General features: G+C 64.6%; 12 protein-coding genes. 6 read left to right on the top strand and 6 right to left on the bottom strand.

What is annotated here, in order from left to right; translation table 11 throughout:
• Positions 1–9: 9 nt before the first annotated feature.
• Together ACEN9O_RS01005 and ACEN9O_RS01000 are read right to left on the bottom strand one after the other, a co-directional pair.
• Entirely contained in the window at positions 10–2,319 is a 2,310-nt protein-coding gene (locus ACEN9O_RS01005; RefSeq protein ID WP_495615810.1) for a DUF1549 and DUF1553 domain-containing protein, read from the bottom strand.
• Positions 2,320–2,512: 193 nt separating this feature from the next.
• Complete coding sequence (locus ACEN9O_RS01000) at positions 2,513–5,299, bottom strand: TonB-dependent receptor (protein WP_495615809.1); 2,787 nt, start codon at positions 5,297–5,299, stop codon at positions 2,513–2,515.
• A 347-nt stretch (positions 5,300–5,646) separates the two neighbouring features.
• Between ACEN9O_RS01000 and ACEN9O_RS00995 the strand changes: the two genes are divergently transcribed.
• The 6 genes from ACEN9O_RS00995 to ACEN9O_RS00970 all read left to right on the top strand — a co-directional run bounded on the left by ACEN9O_RS00995 (position 5,647) and on the right by ACEN9O_RS00970 (position 10,147).
• Entirely contained in the window at positions 5,647–6,090 is a 444-nt protein-coding gene (locus tag ACEN9O_RS00995; RefSeq protein WP_495615808.1) for a rhodanese-like domain-containing protein, read from the top strand.
• A gap of 8 nt (positions 6,091–6,098) precedes the next feature.
• Positions 6,099–6,791: a cytochrome b/b6 domain-containing protein gene (locus ACEN9O_RS00990; protein WP_495615807.1), complete on the top strand. Its 693-nt coding sequence runs from the start codon at positions 6,099–6,101 to the stop codon at positions 6,789–6,791.
• Positions 6,792–6,837: 46 nt separating this feature from the next.
• Positions 6,838–7,611: an energy transducer TonB gene (locus ACEN9O_RS00985; protein ID WP_495615806.1), complete on the top strand. Its 774-nt coding sequence runs from the start codon at positions 6,838–6,840 to the stop codon at positions 7,609–7,611.
• A gap of 25 nt (positions 7,612–7,636) precedes the next feature.
• Positions 7,637–8,362: a MotA/TolQ/ExbB proton channel family protein gene (locus tag ACEN9O_RS00980; protein WP_495615805.1), complete on the top strand. Its 726-nt coding sequence runs from the start codon at positions 7,637–7,639 to the stop codon at positions 8,360–8,362.
• Complete coding sequence (locus ACEN9O_RS00975; RefSeq protein ID WP_495615804.1) at positions 8,362–8,772, top strand: ExbD/TolR family protein; 411 nt, start codon at positions 8,362–8,364, stop codon at positions 8,770–8,772. Before ACEN9O_RS00980 ends, ACEN9O_RS00975 begins: the two co-directional genes overlap by 1 nt.
• Before the next feature lie 103 nt (positions 8,773–8,875).
• The gene (locus ACEN9O_RS00970) at positions 8,876–10,147 is read left to right on the top strand and encodes an O-acetylhomoserine aminocarboxypropyltransferase/cysteine synthase family protein (protein WP_495615803.1); all 1,272 of its coding nucleotides are present in this window, start codon (positions 8,876–8,878) and stop codon (positions 10,145–10,147) included.
• On the opposite strand, the gene ACEN9O_RS00965 is transcribed toward ACEN9O_RS00970, so the two are convergent.
• The 4 genes from ACEN9O_RS00965 to ubiG form a co-directional block, all read right to left on the bottom strand.
• The gene (locus tag ACEN9O_RS00965) at positions 10,144–11,253 is read right to left on the bottom strand and encodes a hypothetical protein (protein ID WP_495615802.1); all 1,110 of its coding nucleotides are present in this window, start codon (positions 11,251–11,253) and stop codon (positions 10,144–10,146) included. The genes ACEN9O_RS00970 and ACEN9O_RS00965 overlap by 4 nt on opposite strands.
• Before the next feature lie 148 nt (positions 11,254–11,401).
• A complete protein-coding gene (locus tag ACEN9O_RS00960; RefSeq protein WP_495615801.1) occupies positions 11,402–12,439 on the bottom strand; it encodes a hypothetical protein in 1,038 nt (345 codons plus the stop codon).
• Positions 12,440–12,658: 219 nt separating this feature from the next.
• The gene (locus ACEN9O_RS00955) at positions 12,659–13,351 is read right to left on the bottom strand and encodes an HAD-IA family hydrolase (RefSeq protein WP_495615800.1); all 693 of its coding nucleotides are present in this window, start codon (positions 13,349–13,351) and stop codon (positions 12,659–12,661) included.
• A gap of 7 nt (positions 13,352–13,358) precedes the next feature.
• Complete coding sequence (gene ubiG / locus ACEN9O_RS00950; RefSeq protein ID WP_495615799.1) at positions 13,359–14,054, bottom strand: bifunctional 2-polyprenyl-6-hydroxyphenol methylase/3-demethylubiquinol 3-O-methyltransferase UbiG; 696 nt, start codon at positions 14,052–14,054, stop codon at positions 13,359–13,361.
• Positions 14,055–14,168: the final 114 nt, after the last annotated feature.

Below are 14,168 nucleotides of genomic sequence, written 5' to 3'. Positions count from 1 at the left end.
TTAGTAGTGTTAGAAGCGGTATGCAAAGTCGTTGGAGTTGGAAACCGCATGCACCAGGTCGACGAAGGCCGCCGCCCGCACCGGGTTCACTTGCTGTTTCTCGTTCAGGCCGGACGGCACGGCGATTTCGAACTTGCCCTCCGCGTTCTTGGCCAGGATGATTTTTTCTTCCTTGTCGAGGAAGTCCCTCAGCGCCGCCTTCTCCGACTTGTTCGGCGCGCGGGCAAACAGGATCTCGTACAGCCGGTTCAGCTGCGCCGATTCATCCTTGCCGGCCTCGCGGATCACGCGGCCGGCCAGCGCCTGCGACCAGCCGAACACCACGTCGCTGTTGAACAGCGTCAGCGCCTGCAACGGCGTGGTGGTGACATCGCGCTTGTGGTGTGCGTGCGAAGGGTCGGCCAGGTCGAAGCTCTGCATCAGCGGATACGGCACGCTGCGGCGCACGAACACGTAGACGCTGCGGCGGTTCTGCTCAGCCGGATCGGCGGACGGCGTCCACAGGTTGCCGGCGTTGAAGTTGGTTGGCACCGGCGGGAATACAGCAGGGCCGCCGATCTTGTCTTCCAGCTTGCCCGAGGCGGCCAGCAGCGAATCGCGGATCTCTTCGGCTTCCAGGCGCTTGCGCGGGTAGACCGCCAGCAGCTTGTTGTCCGGATCGACCTTCAGCACATCGTCACGCTGGCTGGAGGACTGGCGATAGACGCTCGACAGCAGGATCTGGCGGTGCAGCTTCTTGACGCTCCAGCCCTGCTTGACGAAGTCGGTGGCCAGGTAGTCCAGCAGTTCGGGATGCGTGGGCTTCTGGCCTGCGCGGCCGAAGTCCGCCACCGTGGCGACGATGCCGTTGGCGAAGTACTGGCTCCACACGCGGTTGACGAACACGCGCGCCGTCAGCGGGTTCTCCGGACTGGCCAGCCAGTTGGCCAGCGCGGTGCGGCGGCCCGACGATGTGGCGGTAGGCTTGATTTCCACCTTGGCGTTGGCGCCGGCCCACAGCGCCGGCAGCGCCGGCTGCACTTCTTCTGTCGGACGCTCATGCACGCCGCCGAAGCGCACGAAGGTGGCCGGCGCATCGGCGTGACCCAGTTCGGTGGCGGTGGTCAGCGTCAGGCTGCCTTTTTCGGGCTTCAGCTTCTCGAACTTTTTCAGGTCCGCGGTCAGCTTCTGGTACTGCTTCCACTTGTCGACGTTGGCCGGGGTGAAGTCGGCGCTGTCCTTGTCTTCGGCGGTCAGCTTCAGGTAGGCCACCACGTCCTGCTCGGTGCTGACGGACTTCAGGCGGAAGTTAACCCAGCGGTCCATCGCCGTCCATTCGGATTCCGGCTTGAAGATCGCCTCGCGGCTGTCGGTCAGGTAGCGCTCCTTATGATATTTGACGGCCACCGTGCGGATGGTGTCGAGGATGGCCTTCTGCTGCGTGCGGATATCCTTGGTCGCTTCGCGGTAGGCGGCCTGCTGCTTCTCATACGCCAGTTCGGCCTCACCCTTGATGGCGGGCGCCTTCTCGTCGAAGCTGGTGTTGGCGAAGAAGGCCTGCAGCTGGAAGTACTCTTTCTGCGTGACCTTGTCCGCCTTGTGGTTGTGGCAGCGCGCGCAGCCGACGGTGGCGGCCAGAAAGGTCTCTCCCACCAGGTCCGTCATGTCGGTGGCGATCTGGTATTTGCGCTGCACCAGGTCGCGCGAGTTTGAGTTGTCCGGATAGCCGGCCAGGAAACCGGTGGCGATCTTCGCTTCCTGGCTGTCCGGCCACAGCTCGTCGCCTGCCAGCTGTTCCTTGATGAAGCGGTCGAACGGCTTGTCGGCGTTGAAGCCGTTGATGACGTAGTCGCGATAGCGGTAGTTGTTCGGACGCGTGGTGTCGTTCTGGAAGCCGGCGCTGTCGGCGTAGCGCGCCAGGTCCAGCCAGCGGCGCGCCTGGCGTTCGCCATAGTGCGGCGATGACAGCAGGCGGTCGGCCAGCTTCTCGTAGGCGTCCGGCGACTTGTCGTTGACGAAGGCGTGCACTTCCTCCGGCGTCGGGATCAGGCCCCAGGTGTCGAGCGTGGCGCGGCGGATGAAGGTGGCGCGGTCCGCGTCCGGCGACGGCTTCAGGCCTTTTTCCTCCAGCTTGGCCAGCACGAAGGCGTCGACCGGCGTGCGCACCCAGCTTTTCAATTTGACGATGGGCGCGGATGGCTGCTGCGGCGTGGTGTATGCCCATGCCTTGCTGCTGGCTGGCGCCGCGGGCTTGGTGGTGTCGTCTGGCGCAGCCGACAGCACTGCGGAAAAGCACAGCAGCACGGCGATCGATAGCGTCTTTATGGCGGGCTTGTTCACTGACTTGCTCCTTCTGTATGCGTGGACGAGATAAGGTGTTACTGCTTTAGATAGCAACTATCGGACCAGCAGTCGCATCGCATCCATGTGTTTGATTTGATTGGGAATTGCGTCGCAGGCGGGAAGGGCGCCTGCTGCTGCGCGGTCAGTTGCGGCGGCCTGCTGTTGAATCGGCAGCAGGCCGCTGCTGCGATTACAGCTTGCCGCTGAAGGTTATGCCAAACCAGCGCGGATACGGATTCGGCGCATAGCTGGTCCACGCCGGTTCGTGCGCGCGGTTGTCGGTGGCGTTCTTCACGATCAGGCTGACGTCGAAGCCGCTCTTGAAGGTCAGGCCCAGTGACACGTCGGTGATGGCGTTGCCCGGCACGTAGCCATAGTCCGACAGCGTATCCGTGTTGTTATAGCGGCTGGTGAAGGCCGTGGTGAAGCTGGTGTGGAACTGCTTGTCGCCCCACACCGGCAGGCGGTATTCGGCGCCGACGTTGCCGGTCCACTTGGCCACGCCCGGCAGCGTCAGGCCGCTCTGGTCGACGTACGGCGCCGCCAGGTAGGCCAGTTCGTCCGGCTTGGCCGCCAGCGGGAAGCTGATGTAGCGCGCGTCCGTGTAGGCGCCGGCCACGCGGATGCTGAGGTTCTGGATGCCGGAATAGATCGCGTCCAGTTCCAGCCCGCGCGCCCGCACCTTGGGCACGTTGCCTTGCGCCGTCACATACGCGGTCGGATTGGCCTGGCCGTTGGCGATGTTGGTCTGCGTGGTGAAGTCGTCCACCACCCGCACCGTCGACTGGTAGTCGCGGATATTCATCTGGAACAGGTCGGCGTTGAGTATCAGTGTGTTATGCAGCAGGCTCGATTTTAGGCCGACTTCGAAGGCATTGGTCTTCTCAGGCCGCACGTTGGCCGACAGGCCGTTGACGTTGAGCGCGGAGCCGGATTTCTCGCCATATTGCCACGACGTATAGCCGGTGACGTTGTCGCTGAAGCGGTAGCTGGGGCTCAGGGTGGCGGTAACCAGGTTGTCGTCGTAATGGCTGGTGATACCGCCGATGAGTTGTCCGACCTGGCCGGCGCGCAGCGCCTTGGCGGCGGCCACCTGCGCCAGTTGCGCGGCGCTCAGCGCGCCATACGAGGCGGCGCCGAAGTAGCGGTTGGCCACCGCGTCAGCCAGCGCCACCTGCGCGGCGCTGTTGCCGGCGGCGAGCGCGCCGCTGGCGGTGGAGCTGAAGCCGCCCAGCTGCACGCCGCGTACCGCCACCGGATTGAGCGCTGCGCCGGCGCCGTTGGCGGTCAGCACGCGCAGGTCGGTGGTGGTGCGGTTCTCGTGCGTCAGCCGCAGGCCCGCGTTCAGGCTGACGGCATCGGTGGCGTGCCAGGTGCCGTTGCCGTAGATGGCGCTGCTCTTGGTGTCGACCAGGGTGTCGCCCTTGACCAGCGTATCGTCCAGCGCATCCTTCAGCAGCGCCAGGCCGGCGCCGCGATTGGTGCCCGCCAGGCGGTCCAGCGTGTTGTATTGCGCGGTGGTGGCGAACCATGCGCCGGCGTCCGAGCCCCAGCCGGATTTCGAGGCGATATCGTCTTTCGTCTTCAGGTAGAACAGCCCGGCCACGTAGTCGAATACGCCGCCGGGTTTGGACTTGAGCTTGAGCTCCTGGCTGAACTGCTGGTAGTCGACTCCGCCGCCGCCGTTGCGGTTGATGTCGAACGGCGTGCCTTCGTCGTTATGCGCGTCGAAGGTGTATTTGCGGGTGGCAGTGATGGAGGTCAGCGTGTGGTTGGGCAGGTTCCAGGTCAGGTCGATCTGGCCGCCTTTGTTGTGGACTATCTGGCCTTGGTTCTCGTTGAAGTTCAGCTTGTTGTCGCCGATGTAGTTGTTGGCGTAGGTGTAGGGCGTGCCGTTGAAATCGCGGCCTGCGAACCACGCGCGGCCCGATGTGTAGGCGCCGCTGGCGTTGGTGTAGCCGGCCAGCTTGGCGCGCGTGGTGGTGCCGCTAGGGTCGGTCAGCGAGCCGTCGGCGAAGCGGTCCGGCTGGTCCTTGTAGAAGGTCAGGCCGTTCTGCACTTGCGGCGCGTGCGGCTCCAGGTCGAAGCTGATGCGGGCGTTGAAATCGGCGCTGGGCGTGAACAGGAACTGCGTACGGCCGCTGACGCGGTTCTTGTTATACAGGCTGTAGTTGCTGTCGAAGTTGTTGACGTAGTAGCCCCGACTGCGGTCGACCAGGAAGGAGCCGCGCCAGGCCAGCAGGTCGTCGATGATAGGACCGCCCAGATTGGCCTTGGCCATCAGCGTGTCGCGCTGGCCGTAGGTGATCTGGTAGTCGGCGCTTGGATAGAACGAAGGCCGCTTGGTGTTGATGCTGACCACGCCGGAACTGGCGCCCTTGCCGCCCAACGTGCCTTGCGGACCGCGTGTGACGTCGACCGAATCGACGTCGTAGAAATCGAAGTTGGCCAGCTGCGACAGGCCGTAACTGACGCCATCGACCACCATGCCAACGCTGGGGTCCTGCGTTTCGGTGAAGGAGCGCTTGCCCAGGCCGCGTATCGACAGCGAGGCACCGCGCGTGTTGTTCTGGTTGAACTGGATGCCGGCGCTGCGCTTGGTGATGGCGCTCAGGTCCTGCGCCAGCTCGCGGTCCAGCTCCGCGCCGGTGACCACGGATACCGACAGCGGCACGTCCTTTAGTAGTTCGATCTTGCGCTTGGCGCGCACGGTGACGGCACCCAGCGCTTGCGGTTCTTCCTCTGTGGCGGCAATGGCTGGCGCGGGGGCGGCTTCGGGCGCAGGCTGCGCGACCGCGCCTTCCTTAGCGGCCAAGGCCTGCTTGAGCCGCGCGATTTCGGCTTGCAGCTCGGCGATGGTCGGCGTGTCGGCGGCGCGCAGGGCGCCCGACGACAGCAGCCCAAGTGCGGCAACGACTGCGGCCGCCAGCGGCGCCGCTCGGAAGTGTTTAGGTAAGACGTTATGCGCTTTACTCATTACTTTGTTCTCCTGACGATGGCGGTGGTATTGACCTCCATTCCGCAAGTAGCGTGCCATCGCGGAGAAATCGTTTATACGATTAACACATATGGTTAAGCATCAGTATCTGGCTGGAATTTCGCCTTTGCGTCTGGCAGCGCCAGTGTAAGGAAGCGCCGAAAGGGCTGTTGAATTCGCAGCAGCCCTGTTTCCGTTTCTGGTGACCTGACAGCACCGGCGCTGCGACGGAAAATCCCACAAAGCCCGCCAATACAGGCTTTGTGCCACATCGGCAGGCTTGGCACGATAGTTGCGGAAGTGGCTGGGCAGGCATCTCACTCAATCACTTTGAAAGCATCGATACCATGAAAAAAATTCGCATCGCCGCACTGGCCCTGGCGCTGAGCGCCACCGTATCCGCATGGGCGCAACAAGCGCCGCAGCCGTGGACTTACAAGACCAAGCAACTGGAGCGTGCCGAAGTCGACGCGCTGCTGGCCAAGCCGGAGAAGCTGGTGGTGCTCGACGTGCGTCGCCCGGACGAGGTGACCACCAAAGGCAGCTTCCCGGTGTTCCTGAATATCCAGGCCAAGGATGTCGAAAGCCAGCTGGCCTATATACCCAAGGACCGCGTCATCGTCACCGTCTCCAACCACGCGCACCGCGCGGGCGCCGTTGGCGACCTGCTGACTGCCAAGGGCTACAAGGTTGCAGGCGCCGCCGGTTCCGAAGACTATGAAGCGCAGGGCGGCAAGATCGTCCGCATCGCCGCGCCGGCCAAGCAGGTCGCCGCCGCCGCGCCTAACTGAGTCGCATCATGAACAAGCGCGCCACCTTTGAGGAAGTGCTGCCAGCCGTTGCGGTGAAAAAGCGCATCCTGGTCTGGGATCTGCCGACGCGCGTATTCCATTGGTCGCTGGTGCTGGCAGTGACAGTCGCTGTCATCAGCGGCGAGATCGGCGGCGACTGGATGGAAGTTCATGGCAAGGCCGGACTGGCGATCCTGGGCCTGGTGGCGTTCCGGCTGGCGTGGGGCTTTGCCGGCTCCACGTATGCGCGCTTCGTCAACTTCCTGCCGTCCGGCGCCGGGTTGCGCGCCTATCTGCGCGGCCGCTGGAAAGGGCAGGGCCACAATCCGCTCGGCGCCTTGTCGGTGTTTGCCTTGCTTGGATTGCTGGTGGCGCAGGCGGGGACCGGCTTGTTCGGCAACGACGACATCGCCTTCACCGGTCCGCTGTTTGCGCTGGTGGAGGAGGGCCTGGCAAACCGCCTCACCGGCGTGCACAAGCTGCTGGCCTATGTGCTGCTGACGGTGCTGGCCGTGCATATCGCGGCGATTCTGGTCTACGTGTTCATCAAGAAGGACAACCTGGTCAAGCCGATGGTCACGGGCTGGAAAGAAGTACGTGCCGGCGCCTCGGCGGCCAAGGGCAGCTGGCCGGCGCTGCTGCTGTCGATCGCGTTCGCCTTCGCGGTCGTGGCTTTCGCCAGCGGTGTTGTTCGATGGTGAACAGCGATATCAACGAATTTAGTCACACAATCGAAAGGGCCTCTTCATGACCGCACTGACTTTTGAGAGCATTAATTATTCGCCACGACGCGCAGCGGTTAGGCGCCAGGCGCGGCCCGCGCCGGTGATCGCGCCCGCGCTGCCGGTGAGCGTGGCGATATCGCGAGCGGGTACCATCGCCGCCAAAGGCAACAAGCGTGGCCTGGCCGCGCTGGTCGGGGTGGCGGTACTGCTGCATGCGAGCGTGATCGTCGCCCTGCAGCAGGGCGGCCGGATCGATCCGCTGCCGCCGAAAGCGGCCGAGCCGTTGGCGATCGAGTTCGCACCGCCACCGCCTCCACCGCCCGAACCGCCTAAGGTGCAGCAGCAGGTGGCCAAGGTGGCGCCCGCGCCGGCCAAGGCGCCGCCGCAAGTGCCAGTGGTGGCGCAGGCGCCGGTGGACGACGGCCCGCCAGGCGCCAGCACGGTACAGGTGGCGACACCGGCCCCGCCTGCGCCTGCGCCTGTCGCCGCCGCGCCGGCGCCGCCACCGGAACCTGTGACCGAGCCGCGCGGCTACGCCGGCTACCGCAGCAACCCGGCGCCCGACTATCCGGCGCTGGCGCAGGACCGCGGCCTGCAAGGGCAGGTGGTGCTGAAGGTGCACGTACTCGCTTCCGGCAAGCCGGATAACGTCGCCGTCGACAAATCCAGCGGCCACAAGATCCTCGACGACGCCGCCGTCAAGGCGGTGCTGGCGTGGTCCTTCGACCCGGCCAAACGCGGCCAGACGCCCATCGACGGCTGGGTCAAGGTTCCGCTGAATTTCAAACTTTCCTAATCCTTTTTAACTGAGAGCGCTATCCATGTCTTCCTACTACTTAGATCTTATCGTCCAAGGCGCCCTTTACGCATTGGTGCTGTTCTCCGTCATTACCTGGGTGTTGATACTGGCCAAGGGCGTGCAGCACTACCGCCTCGGGAAACGGGATAAACAATTTACACGGCAGTTCTGGAGCGCCAGCACGCTGGACGCGGCCAGCGCATTGGCCAGCGACGCCAGTCCGAAATCGCGGCTGGCCAATGTCGGTTTCGCGGCGCTGCATGTGAGCGAATCGGGCGACGCCAGCAGCGACCTGGAACACAGCTGGGACAGGCAGGAGCTGCTGGAACGCCATCTGCGCCAGCAAATCCAGAAGGAGTACCAGTCGCTCGAAAGCGGGCTGGCGGTGCTGGCGTCGATCGGCAGCACGGCGCCGTTCGTCGGCTTGTTCGGCACCGTGTTCGGCATCATCCATGCGCTGGGTGCGATCGGCAAGAGCGGCTCCGCCGGCATCGACGTGGTGGCCGGCCCGATCGGTGAGGCGCTGATCGCCACCGGCGTCGGCATCGCGGTGGCGGTGCCCGCGGTCCTGGCGTTCAACTTCTATGTGCGCCGGTTGAAGGTGACGGCCGCCGAACTGGATAACTACGCCACCGACTTCGTCAACCTGGCGCAGAAGAACGGCTTCCGCGTCACGCGTCCCGCATCAAGGGCCGTGCCGCAGACGGCCCGTCCGTCCGGCGCGCCGCAACAGGGAGCATACGCATAATGGCCTTCTCGACCGGTAGAGACAGTAGCGACGTGGTCAGCGAGATCAACATCACCCCGCTGGTGGATGTGATGCTGGTGCTGCTGGTGACTTTTATCCTGACCGCGCCGCTGCTCAACAACGCGGTGCGCATCAACCTGCCCAAGACCTCCACCACCACGCCGGCCAATCCGTCGAAGACGGTGACGGTCAGCATCGACGGCGGCAACAAGATCTTCATCGACAAGCGCGAGGTGGAGCCGGCGGCGCTGGAGCCGGAACTGAAGGAACTGGTGACCAGGGACCCGGAACTGGCACTGAGTCTGCAAGCCGACCAGGGCGTGCCGTACCGCGCGGTGGCCAAGGTGATCGCTAACATTCAGCGCTCCGGCGTGACCAAACTGTCGGTGTTGACCGAGCCGGGAGGTTGAGGCCGGATTCCGCATATTCAAGCGCGATTAAATTCCTTGGCCCCTCCGCGATTTTGTTCTATTCTTAAAGATGATTTTTTTGTAACTTCATCGCGGAGACCACATGAAACTTGAAACCATCGCCGTCCACGGCGGCTACAAACCCGACCCCACCACGCGCGCGGTGGCGGTGCCGATCTACCAGACCGTCGCCTACGCCTTCGACGACACCCAGCACGGCGCCGACCTGTTCGACCTCAAGGTGCCCGGCAACATCTACACCCGCATCATGAACCCGACCCAGGACGTGCTGGAGCAACGCGTGGCCGCACTGGAGGGCGGCGTGGCGGCGCTGGCGCTGGCCTCGGGCCAGGCCGCCGTCACCTACGCGATCCAGACCATCGCCGAGGCGGGCGACAACATCGTCTCGGCCTCGGCGCTGTACGGCGGCACCTACAACCTGTTCGCCCACACGCTGCCGCAGTTCGGCATCAGCACCCGCTTTGCCGACGCCCGCGACCCGTCCTCGTTCGACGCCCTGATCGACGAGCGCACCAAGGCCGTGTTCATCGAATCGATCGGCAACCCGCTCGGCAACATCACCGACATCGAGGCCATCGCCGCCATCGCCCACAAGCACGGCGTGCCGCTGATCGTCGATAACACCGTCGCCACACCCTACCTGCTGCGTCCCTTCGAGCACGGCGCCGACATCGTGGTGCATTCGCTGACCAAGTACCTGGGCGGCCATGGCAATTCGATCGGCGGCGCCATCGTCGATTCCGGCAAGTTCCCGTGGGCCGAGCACAAGCAGCGCTTCAAGCGCCTCAACGAACCGGATGTGTCCTACCACGGCGTGGTCTACACCGAGGCGCTGGGGCCGGCGGCCTACATCGGCCGCGCGCGCGTGGTCCCGCTGCGTAACACCGGCGCGGCGATCTCGCCGTTCAACGCCTTCCTGATCCTGCAAGGCATCGAGACGCTGGCGCTGCGCATGGAGCGCATCACCGACAACGCGCGCAAGGTGGCGCAGTTCCTCAGCCGTCACGCCAAGGTCAAGTGGGTCAACTATGCGGGTCTGGAAGAGCACCGCGATCACGCGCTGGCGCAGAAGTACCTGGGCGGACGGCCGTCCGGCGTGCTGACCTTCGGCGTCGAGGGCGGTGTGGAGGGCGGGGCGCGCTTCCAGGATGCGCTGCAGCTATTCACGCGGCTGGTCAACATCGGCGATGCCAAGTCGCTGGCCTGCCATCCGGCGTCGACCACGCACCGCCAGCTCAACGAGGAGGAACTCGCCAAGGCCGGGGTGACGGTGGATACGGTGCGGCTGTCGATAGGCATCGAGCACAGCGACGATCTGCTGGCCGATCTGGAGCAGGCGCTGGGCGCCGTTTAAGGCTTGGGTTTGTCCAGCACGCGCGTGACCAGCACTTCGCCGTCGACGATGGTGCAGTCGATGATGTGGTTGCGCGACACCGGCGCGTGCTTGGAGTACAGGTCGTGGTACTTGCCTGGATCCTCCAGCCGCAAGTCGATGCGGAAGATGTCCAGCTTGTTGGCTTCCTTGATCTGGCGTATGCGCTGCTTGCGGATCTCGGCTTCCTTGTCGCTGCGGCCGTGCATCTCCGGGCCTTCGAAGTAGCGTATCAGCGCGCATTCGATGACGTCGATGCGGTCCTTCAGCAGCACGTCGGCCGCCACCGGGTTGTCGTTGGCCGGCAGTTCGGCCGGGTCGCCGTCGTCGGAGATCACTTCCACGTTCATGCGCTGGATCAGCAGCAGCATGTCGTTGCTGTCGCTGTTTTGCTGGTGGATGCGCTGCACCGCCGGCAGGCGCGCGCGCGCCAGGCGGCCGAGCGGGTCCTTGGTCTGGCCGACGTATTGCACCTTGCTCTGGAAGGTCAGCCCGTTCTCGTAGTGCTGCAGCACGTCGTGGATCGACAGCGCCTCGATCAGGCCGCCCCAGTTCAGGGTGATGAAGCGGTCGGTGACCACCACGGTCGGCTTCTTCAGCGTGGCGGCGAACGGCACTTCCAGTTCGATGGTGAGGCTGTCGCGCTTTTCCTCGGCGCCCACCAGGATGGGCACCGTCAGCTTGAGCGAGAAGAAGCCCCAGCTGGTGCTGCGGCTGGTGTCGAAGCGCACGCGCGGACGGTTGATGGCGAAGAAGATCAGCCGCTTTTCCATCGTCGCTTCCAGGTCGAACTGCATGCGGCGCAGGTGGCGGCCGACCGGGTCGCGGATGTCGGGGATCTCGGGGAAGCCGGCCACCAAGTCGTACCAGTGGAATTTGGCGTCGGCCACGGTCACCGCCCAGGTTTGCGGCGCGCTGGTGCGCTGCGGCATCAGCGGCAGCAGCTCGTCGAGCGGCTCGACCGGCGGGGCGATCAAGTCGTGGAACGGCTCCGGCGCTTCGGCGAATAGTGCGCCCACGCCCAATTCATCGGGCGAAGGATCGGGGTAGTCGTCATCAGCGATTATGGCTTTGTAATCGCTCGTCATGGCGTGCGCTCCAGGGTCTCGGGTATTGGTTGCCCACAGTATAGTACGTCCCTGCGAATATTTCCATATAGCAAGTAAGTACGGTGTGAATTCTCCTCACAATGTAACACTGCTACGGCCGGCGCGCACGCGCGCCGGCGAGCGGAACCTAGGCTTTGGCGTTTTTTGCCGCCGGCGGCAACGGCATGGGCGAGGCCATGGCCTGGCCGTTGACGATGTGGCAGCTCAGCAGGTGGCGCCTGGCGCTGGCCACATGCTCGGAGCACAGGTATTGGTAGCGGCCGGCATCCTCGTAGTGCAGGTCGATGGTGAACTGGTCAAGGTTGTGTTCGGCCTGGACTTCGGTCACGCGGGCGGCGCGCAGCAGGCGCTGCTCCTGGTTGCGGCTGCGGGCGTTGGCGCCCTCGAAGTAGTGGGACAGCGCCGCTTCGATGACGTCCATGCGTTCGGCCTGCAGGGTGTCGGCCGCCAGCGGGTGGGCGTTGTGCGAGGCGTCGGCCGGGTCGCCGTCGGCGCAGCTGACCTGCACGTCCAGCTGCTGCACCAGCAGCAGCGTGTCGAAGTGCTCGCTGTGCTGGGCGTGCAGCTTTTGCAGTGCCGGCAGGCGGCCTTTGCCCAGGCGGGCCTCGTCGTCGCGGGTCTGGCCGACATACACCACCTTGCCCGGGATCTTCAGCGTGTGGGCGTAGGTTTGCAGGATGTCATGGATCGACAGCGCCTCGACCAGGCCGCCCCAGTTGAGGGTGACGAAGTTCGGCGTCAGCGTCACGGTCGGCTTCTTCATGGTGGCCGCGAACGGCACCTTGAGCTCGATGGTGATGCTTTCCCTGGCCTCGTCCGCGCCCATCAGCAGCGGCAGCGTCAGCTTGAGCGAGAAGAAGCCCCACTGGATCGCACCCTTGATGTCGAAGCGCACGCGCGGGCGGATCACGGCGAAGAACAGGTGGCGCTGGGCCGCGGCCGCCTCCAGCTCGAACTGCATGCGGCGCTGGTAGCGGCCGATCGGGTCGCGGATGTCCGCGGCTTGCTGGAAGCCGGCCACCAGGTCGTACCAGTGGAATTTGGCGTTGGCCACGCTGACGGTCCAGCTTTGCGGGGCGCCCGGTGCGGTCGATGGAGAGGCTAAGACAGCGAACTGCTCAGAGTGAGGCTGCGAGGTCGTGGCAGCCAGCTCAGGAAAAGTCATAAAACTCCTGATTGGAAAGTTGAGATAGTGTGGTGACTGTCTCCCTTCCCATTCAGCGAGATTGTGGCTTGCAGGAAATAAGTAATACTACGCAGTCGGGGCCGATTATTGCGTAGTTAAACTGCCTGAACAACCGATTAGTGTGCCTGTTCAAATGGCAGCGTTTTCATTGACTCGTCTATACAACGGTTAGCGTTATCAAATGCAAAATCGCTAATCTTACGCGGCCAACTCGGATCCGCCGGACAACGCCCCTTGTAATAACAGTAATAATTGCGAAGGGCTATCAAACAGGTAGTCAGCCTGCCAGCCTTGCGGTTCGACCGGGCCGCAGTAGCCCCAGCCGCAGGCGATGGTTGGCATGGCGGCGGCCTTGCCGGCCTGGATGTCGCGCAGGTCGTCGCCCACGTACCAGCATTGCTCGGGCGCCAGGCCGAGGCGGGCGGCAGCCTCGAACAGCGGCGCCGGGTGCGGCTTGGCGTGCGCCGTGGTGTCACCCGAGACCACGCAGGCCGCGTGCGCCAGGCCGATCTGCGGCAGCAGCGGATCGGTGAAGCGGGACGGCTTGTTGGTGACGATGCCCCATTGCAGACCGGCCTGCTCGATGCCGGCCAGCAGCTCGACGATGCCGGGGAACAGCGTGCTGTGCACCGCCATCGCCGCCTGGTAGTTGGCGAAGAAGCCGTCGCGCAGCGGGATGAAGCCGTCGTCCTCCGGCTTCAGGCCGAAGGCCGCGCCTATCATGCCGCGCGCGCCGGCCGAGGCGGTCGGGCGCAGCAGTTCGTAGGCGGTCGGCTCCAGGCCGCGCTCGGTGCGCAGCAGGTTGACGGCGGCCGCCAGGTCGGGGGCGGTGTCGGCCAGCGTGCCGTCGAGGTCGAACAGGATGGCGCGCGGAGGAGTGATCTGGTTCATAGGGACTTTACAGCGGACGGGTGGTGGCGACCAGGTAGTTGACGCTGGTGTCGTCGTTCAGGGAATAGATCTTGGTCAGCGGATTGTAGCCCATGCCCTTGAAGCCCTGCACGTCGAGACCGGCGCTGCGGATGTATTGCGACAGCTCGGACGGCGTGATGAACTTGTCGTAGTCGTGGGTGCCCTTGGGCAGCATGCGCAGCAGGTACTCGGCGCCCAGGATGGCGAACAGGTAGGCCTTGGGATTGCGGTTCAGCGTCGAGAAGAACACCTGGCCGCCCGGCTTGACCAGGGTGGCGGCGGCGCGCACGATGGCGCCCGGGTCCGGCACGTGCTCCAGCATTTCCATGCAGGTGACGACGTCGAACTGGCCCGGCTCCTGGGCCGCCATCTCTTCGGCGGCGATCAGCTTGTAGCGCACCGCCACGCCCGATTCCAGGCTGTGCAGGTCGGCCACCTTGAGCGCTTTTTCCGACAGGTCGATGCCGGTCACGGTGGCGCCCTTGCGCGCCATCGATTCGCTCAGGATGCCGCCGCCGCAGCCGATGTCGATCACCTTCTTGCCGGCCAGCGGCGCGCGCGCGTTGATCCACTCCAGCCGCAGCGGATTGATCTCGTGCAGCGGGCGGAACTCGGAGGTCGGATCCCACCAGCGGTGGGCCAGGTCGGAGAATTTTTGCAGTTCTAAGGGATCGGCGTTCATGTGCGTGGTCGTGTTGGGTAGGCTCGTTATTTTACCCCGCACGGCACAAAAAGGGGTCGGACCCCTGTGGGGTCCGACCCCGGCGCGCGGGGTGCGGGGTAAAAAAAAACCCCG

It is taken from the genome of Duganella sp. Dugasp78, from assembly GCF_059491455.1.
This window is presented reverse-complemented; position numbering and strand designations above follow the sequence as displayed.